General features: G+C 73.5%; 7 protein-coding genes. 4 read left to right on the plus strand and 3 right to left on the minus strand.

Going from position 1 to position 6,812, the window contains the following annotated elements; genetic code table 11:
- Together L2I40_RS16125 and L2I40_RS16130 are read left to right on the plus strand one after the other, a co-directional pair.
- On the plus strand, nt 1-744 hold a 744-nt coding region (locus L2I40_RS16125), incomplete at its 5' end, for a polysaccharide deacetylase family protein (protein WP_308116429.1).
- Nucleotides 744-1,688 carry a sterol desaturase family protein gene (locus L2I40_RS16130; protein WP_237216219.1) on the plus strand — a complete coding sequence of 315 codons (945 nt, stop codon included), beginning with the start codon at nt 744-746 and terminating at the stop codon, nt 1,686-1,688. The genes L2I40_RS16125 and L2I40_RS16130, both read left to right, overlap by 1 nt.
- A gap of 21 nt (nt 1,689-1,709) precedes the next feature.
- Here L2I40_RS16130 and L2I40_RS16135 read toward each other — a convergent pair whose 3' ends face one another.
- Nucleotides 1,710-2,072 (minus strand): YMGG-like glycine zipper-containing protein, encoded by a 363-nt coding sequence (locus tag L2I40_RS16135; protein WP_237216220.1) that lies wholly within the window; start codon nt 2,070-2,072, stop codon nt 1,710-1,712.
- A gap of 204 nt (nt 2,073-2,276) precedes the next feature.
- Between L2I40_RS16135 and L2I40_RS16140 the strand changes: the two genes are divergently transcribed.
- Nucleotides 2,277-2,894, plus strand: a complete 618-nt coding sequence (locus L2I40_RS16140) for a histidine phosphatase family protein (RefSeq protein ID WP_237216221.1) — start codon at nt 2,277-2,279, stop codon at nt 2,892-2,894.
- On the opposite strand, the gene L2I40_RS16145 is transcribed toward L2I40_RS16140, so the two are convergent.
- The gene (locus L2I40_RS16145; RefSeq protein WP_237216222.1) at nt 2,891-4,018 is read right to left on the minus strand and encodes a CaiB/BaiF CoA transferase family protein; all 1,128 of its coding nucleotides are present in this window, start codon (nt 4,016-4,018) and stop codon (nt 2,891-2,893) included. The genes L2I40_RS16140 and L2I40_RS16145 overlap by 4 nt on opposite strands.
- Before the next feature lie 63 nt (nt 4,019-4,081).
- Between L2I40_RS16145 and L2I40_RS16150 the strand changes: the two genes are divergently transcribed.
- Nucleotides 4,082-5,173 carry a 4-oxalomesaconate tautomerase gene (locus tag L2I40_RS16150; protein ID WP_237216223.1) on the plus strand — a complete coding sequence of 364 codons (1,092 nt, stop codon included), beginning with the start codon at nt 4,082-4,084 and terminating at the stop codon, nt 5,171-5,173.
- Here the strand turns inward: L2I40_RS16150 and L2I40_RS16155 are convergent.
- The coding region (locus L2I40_RS16155; RefSeq protein ID WP_237216224.1) for a CHAT domain-containing protein at nt 5,140-6,812 on the minus strand (1,673 nt) is incomplete at its 5' end. The genes L2I40_RS16150 and L2I40_RS16155 overlap by 34 nt on opposite strands.

Here is a 6,812-nt window from a genome sequence, read left to right on the forward strand (position 1 = left end):
GCGCTTCTCGCGGCGGGGCTGTCGGCGCTGGCGGCGCCGGCGCTCGCCCAGTCGCCGGGGCTCTGCGCGGGCCCCGTCTATCTCACCATCGACACCGGCTGGAGCCGCGAGGCGGAGCAGATCGCCGGCATCCTGCGGCGCCGCGGCGTGCGTGCGACGCTGTTCGTCGCCGACGAGCCGACCTTCCGCGGCGACACGACGCTGTCCGAGGCCTGGGCCCCGTTCTGGCGGGCGCGCGCGGCGGAGGGGCATGTCTTCGCGAGCCACACCTGGCGTCACTGGTACTTCCGCGGCGATCCGGCGCCCGGCCGCGTGTCCTTCGTGGCCCGCCGCGGCGAGGGCAGCGAGGTGCTGGACCAGGGCGCGATGTGCGCCGAGCTCGCCCGGCCGGTCGATGCGCTCCGGCGCATGGCGCCGGAGGCCCGCGTGCTGCCGCTCTGGCGCGCGCCGGGCGGCATCACCACGCCGAACGCCATCCGCATGGCCGCCGCCTGCGGCCTGAGGCACCAGGGCTGGACGCGCAACGGCTTCCTCGGCGACGAGCTGGATGCCGCGCAGCACCCGAACAGCGCGCTGCTGCGCCGGAACCTAGCGAACATCCGTCCGGGCGAGGTGCTCGTGATGCATTGGGGCGTGCGCAGCCGGCGGGAGCCCTTCGCCAGCATCCTGGACGAGCTGCTTGCGGGACTCATCGCGCGCGGGCTCTGCTTCGAGACGCTTCCTGAGGGGGGGATCGCCACCTGATGTGGCAGTGGTTCATGGATCTCTGGGTCGGGACGTCCGGCGCGATCTACGAGGAGGCGGTGCAGCCCGCCCTCTACGCGCTCGGCATGATGACCTATGCCGACCGCGTGCAGGAATGGCTGGACTTCGCGCTGCTCGGCATCGTGCAGATTATGGTGGTTTATGCGGTGTGCCGCCCGCTCGAGGCGCTGCGGCCGGTCGAGGACGTGACCGACAACAAGGCGATCTGGACGGACGTCTTCTACACGTTGCTCGCGCGCCTCGGCCTGCTGCCGCTGATCGCCTTCGTGCTGCTCTCCTCCGCCGAGCGGACGATGCAAGGATGGCTGGCGGATACCGGCTTCGTGCCGCCGACGCTCGAGACGCTGTTCCCGGCGCTGCGCGAGATGCCGCTGCTCGCGCTGCTGCTCTATGTCGTCATCCTCGACTTCGGCGAGTACTGGCGCCATCGCTTCCAGCACATGTTCGGCTGGTGGTACGCGCTGCATTCGGTGCATCACGCGCAGCGTCAGATGACCTTCTGGACGGATGATCGTAACCACCTGCTCGACGATGCGATCGCGGCGGTCTGGTTCGGCGCGGTGGCGCTGTTGATCGGCGTGCCGCCGGTCCAGTTCGTGCTGATCGTGATGGTGCGCCAGCTCGCCGAGAGCCTGAGCCATGCCAATGTCCGGCTGGATTTCGGTCGGGTGGGCGAGCGGATCCTCGTCAGCCCGCGCTTCCACCGCATCCATCACGGCGAGCTTTCGGCCGGCGAGCATGGCCGCAACTACGCGGTGCTGCTGCCGATCTGGGACTGGATCTTCCGGACCGGCGACTTCGACCGGTCGAGCTATCCGCGCACCGGCGACCCGCATGCGCCGGAGAGCCTGGCCACCGGCGGCTGGCTCCGCCAGCAGGTGGACGGGATGAAGGAGCTGGGCAAGGCGCTGCGGGGGCGCTGAGGCGCCCCCGCAGCGGGCCTGTTACTTCCAGCCCTGCGAATAGCCGGCCTGCGACGCCGGCACCCAGCGGCCCCACTGGTCGTAGTAGCCGCCCTGCTGCGCCTGGGGCTGCTGCCACTGCGGCTGGCCCCATTGCGACTGCTGCGGCTGCCCCCATTGCGGCTGCTGCGGCGTGGTCAGCGCGCCGCCCACCGCGCCAAGGGCGCCGCCGATCAGCGCACCCCGGCCGGCGCTACCGGTGACCGACCCGATCAGCGCGCCGGCACCCGCGCCGAGCGCCGCGCCGCCGAGCGCGCGCTGGTTGGGGTCATAGGGGTTCTGCTGCGCGCAGGCGCCGAGGCCGAGGGCGGGAACCAGGACAAGGACGGGAAGGATGCGTCGCATATCGTTCGCTCCGGCACGCGGCGCGGGAATCGCACCGCCTTCTTGCTGGGATCAAAACGCCCGACCAAGGCAAAAGTCGGGCGGTTGAAGGGCGGGTCCAGGCCGTCATCCCTTCGGTTGCATCCGGCGATCTGCGCGACCTTCCGTCAACCTGCAAGCGCGCCCATCTCTGGCGGAACATTCCGGAGATCGACGATGCTTCGCATGCGACGACGTGTCCTGCTGGCCGTGCCGGTCCTCGCGGCCAGGCCGGTTCACGCCGCCACGGCCCAGGGGGCGGAGGCCGGGGCCCTCGTGGCGGCGCTGCGCGCGGGCGGTGTCGTCGCGGTGATGCGGCACGGGATCACCGACCGCAGCCAGGTGGACACCGGCGACCTCGCCAACCGCGCCGGCCAGCGCAACCTGAGCGAGGCGGGCCGCGCGCAGTCGGTGCGCACGGGGCGCGCCGTCGAGGCGCTCGGCATCCCGCTTGGCGAGGTGCTGACCAGCCCGGTCTTCCGGGCCCTCGACACCGCCGACCTCGCCTTCGGCGCGCGCCGCGTGGTGGAGATGAACATGACGGCCGACGACTACACGCCGGATGCAGACCTGCTGCGGCGCCGCATCGCCTGGCTGCGCGCGCGCACCGGGCGCCCGTCCTCCCCGCGCACGACCGACATCCTGGTCGGGCACATCCACCCGCTCGGCATGGCGCTGGGCCGAGGACTGGCGCAGGCGGAGTTCCCGGAAGGCAGCTTCGCGGTCTTCGCGCCGGGCGACCCGATCGGCCGGCTGCTCGGGATCATCGCCGCCGACACGCTCTGGGCTGTGGCGCGCGTCTAGTCCGCGAACCTCGCGCCACGATGCTCGTCGAGCCGCGGCGCGCCGGCGCGCGGCTGCGGGCGCGCGCCGTCGAAGCTCAGCGGCAGGCCGATCAGCCGCGTCTCCTCGCCGGGCGGGGAGACCACGACGCCCATCGCCTCGGCCTGGGGCTCGGCCAGCATCTCGGGGATGGTGTTCACCGGCGCGCAGGGCACGCCGGCCGCAACGAGGCGATCGAGCCACTCGGCCCGCGGCTTCGCGCGCAGCACCTCGCGCAGCGGCGCGAGCAGCGCGTCCTTGTTCGCGAGCCGCGCGCGGTTCGTGGCGAAGCGTGGATCCGCCGTCCATTCGGAATGCCCGACCTCGGCCGCGAGCTTCGCGAAGAGCCGGTCGTTGCCGCAGCAGATCAGCAGCGGGCCATCCGCCGTGTCGAAGGATTCATAGGGCACGAAATCCGGATGGCCGGAGGCGTGGCGCACCGGCACCTGACCCTGGTTGAGCCAGGCTGCGGCCTTCTGCCCGGCCCACATCGCCGCCGTCTCGAAGAGCGAGGCATTGACCACGCAGCCGCGCCCGGTCGCCTCGCGTTGCCTCAGCGCGGCGAGCGCACCGATCACCGTCCACATGCCGGTGCCCTGGTCCACCACGCTCGACCCCATGCGGACGGGCGGACCGCCGGGCTCGCCGGTGATGGAGGACAGGCCGCCGAAGGCCTGCAGCAGCGGCTCGTAGCCGGGACGGTCCTTCAGGGGGCCGCGATGGCCGAAGGCGCCCATGGCGCAATAGATCAGCCGCGGATGCCGCGCCGTGGTTTCCTCCGGGCCGAGGCCGAGCGCCTCCGGCACGCCGGGGCGCATGTTGTGGATCAGGATGTCGGCCTGTTCGAGCAGCGCGTGCAGCGCGGCGATGCCCTCCGCGCTCTTCAGGTCGAGCGCGACGCTGCGCTTGCCGCGGTTGAAATCGTGGAAGTTGAGCGCATCGCCGCGGAGATAGGCCTTGCCCATCTGGCGGGCGTCGTCGCCGCCCTCGGGCTTCTCCACCTTGATCACGTCGGCGCCGAGCTCGGCGAGGATCATGCCCGCGAAGGGGCCGGCGAAGACCTGGCCGATCTCCACCACGCGCAGGCCAGACAGGGGCAGGGTCATGGGCGCCTTCTGCCATGCTCGCGGGGCGTCGCCAAACCGGCCCATGCGTGGCACATCCGGGCGATGAGCGAGACGGCCATCCCCTGCACCCTGATGCGCGGCGGCACCAGCCGCGGGCCCTATTTCCTGCGCGAGCACCTGCCCGCCGAGCGCGAGGCGATGGCGCGTGTCATCCTGGCCGCCGTGGGCTCGCCCGACCTGCGGCAGATCGACGGGCTCGGCGGTGCCACGACGCTCACGACCAAGGTGGCGATCGTGTCGAAGGCGTCGGGCGGGCCGGAGCAGGTGGACTACCTCTTCGCCCAGCCCGCGCTCGACCGCGCCTTCGTGGATTGGGGGCCGACCTGCGGCAACATGCTGGCCGGCGTCGGGCCCTTCGCCATCGAGAACGGGCTGGTGCCGGCCGAGGATGGCGAGACGCGCGTGCTGATCCGCGCGGTCAACACCGGCGCGCTGATCGAGGCGGTGGTGCAGACCCCTGGGCGTCGCGTCACCTATGAGGGCGATGCGGCGATCGCCGGGGTGCCGGGCACCGCGGCGCCGATCCTGCTGAACTTCGCCGATGCGGTGGGCGGCGCGACGGGCCGGATGCTGCCGACCGGCAACCCGCGCGACCTGGTCGAGGGGGTGGAGGTCACCTGCCTCGACATCTGCATGCCGGTGGTGATCGCGCGTGCGCGGGACCTGGGCAAGACGGGACGCGAGAGCGCGAAGGCGCTGGATGCCGACCGCGACTTCATGGCGCGGATCGAGCGCATCCGCCGCGCCGCGAGCCTCGCCATGGGGATGGGCGACGCCGAGGGGCGCGTCGTGCCGAAATTCGCGATGGTGGGCGAGCCGGAGCAGGGCGCGGTCGCGGCGCGCTACTTCACGCCGCTCGCCACGCATGAGGCGATGGCGGTGACGGGCGGGATCTGCATCGCCTCCGCCTGCAAGCTGCCGGGCACGGTGGCGGAGGGGATCGCGCGCGTCACCGACGCGGCGCGGGAAGCGGTGGTGCTGGAGCACCCGACCGGCACAATGGAGGCGGTGATCACCACCGGTCGCGATGCCTCCGGCCAGCCCACGATCCTCGCCGGCGGCACGCTGCGCACCGCGCGGCGGATCATGCGCGGCGAGGTCTATGTCCCGCGGCGGGCCTGGGAGGGGAGCTGAGCTGTCGCCGCCGCGCCACCCGGACCCGGCCCGACCAGCGCGAAGGCGCCCCAATAGGCTGGATGAGCGCCGCCCGGCACGTTGCGCGCCAGGTCGAGCTGCGCGGCGCGCAGCGCCTCGGCCAGGTCGCCCGACTGGCGGTAGTTCCGCAGCGCGAGCGCGACGATGCGCGTAGCGGCAGCATCGTTGATGTACCAATGCGTGACGAGCAGCGAGCGCGCGCCGGCATAGAAGAAGGCGCGCGCGAGGCCCGACAGGCTCTCGCCCGCCGCCGCGCCGCCGCCCGAGTTGCAGGCGGAGAGCACGACCGCATCGGCATCGAGGTCGAGCTCCAGCACGCCGGCCGCGGTCAGCAGCGCGCCTGCGGCGTTTGGCGCGCCGGCCGGCGCCGAGGTGAGGATCGCGGCCTCCTGCACGCAGGACAGCTCGCCCGGCAGCAGGCCGTGCGTGGCGAAGTGCAGCACGCGGAAATCGCGCAGCCGCGCGCGGCGCACCGCATCGGCGGTGAAGGCGGCGCCGGCGATGCGGTCCGACGGCGAGGCGCCCATGAACTCGGCGGAGGCGCGGAGCTCCAGCCCCGCCATGGGCAGGGCAGGGAGCGCCGCGAGCAGCCGGCCGCATTCCGGCGCGTTCGGAAAGGTGCGCGTCGCCTGCGCCAGCGGCACCGGGCGCGGATCGCCGAAGCCGAACCAGGGGCGCGGCGCCTGGGACGGCCCGGCGCGGCGCAGCGCGACCAGGCTGGACGGCGCCGGGACGTGACTGACCGGCAGGCGCGCGAGCAGGAACCGCACGCCGTCATGCCCGCGCGCCGCGGGCGGCGGCGCCTCGACCAGCAGGCCGAAGGGCAGGGAGAGAAGCTGGCCGGTCGGCACCACGACGAGCCGGCGCGCCGCGGCGAGTTCGGCGGCGACCTCGGCGAAGAGTGCCTGGTGCAGCCGGTGGGCGGCGGCGGCCTCGAAGGGCTTCGAGGCATCGCCCGCCTCGACGCCGCTGCGCACCGCCGCGACGAGGCGATCCACCTCGGCGCTCGACGCGCCGACGCGCCCGGCGGCGATCCGGCCGTTGTGCAGCACGAAGGTCCAGCCTGAGTCCGGCGCGAGGAACACCGAGGCAAGCGCCTCGCCGGGCTGCAGCGCGCCCAGCACCTCCTGCGCCGAAGCGACGGACTGCACCAACTGCGCGAAGCCGGGCGCGGCAGCCTGCACCGCCTGGTCGGCATCCGCCGCCGCGGCCTGGGCTTCGGCGATGCGCGCGTCGATCTCCTCGGTGCTCGGGCCGGCACCGCGACCGGCGGCGGTGATCGCCTCGTCCCTGGCGCGGAACAGGCCGGCCAATGTGCGCGAGGTCTCCTCGCGGCGCCGGATCGCCTCGGCCGCGGCGGGGTTGCGCGTGCTCTCGCCGAGCCGCGCGGCCGCCGCTGCGATCTGGGTCGTGGTGACGCCACCCTGCGCGAGCTGAGCCGCCTCGAAGCCTTCGGCGAGCAGCGCCTGGTCGCCGCGCGCCGCCTCCACGAAGGCGCCGACGCAGGCGGCGACGGCGCTGGCGCTCGTGCCCTCGCGCAATTCGCGCAGGACGGCGGCCGCTTCGCGGCAGATCGGCAGCACGCTCTCGGCGCTGCCGCCGTCGCTGCGCTGTGCGG

Origin of the sequence: Falsiroseomonas oryziterrae (assembly GCF_021864505.1) — a bacterium.
GTDB classification, from domain to species: domain Bacteria; phylum Pseudomonadota; class Alphaproteobacteria; order Acetobacterales; family Acetobacteraceae; genus Falsiroseomonas; species Falsiroseomonas oryziterrae.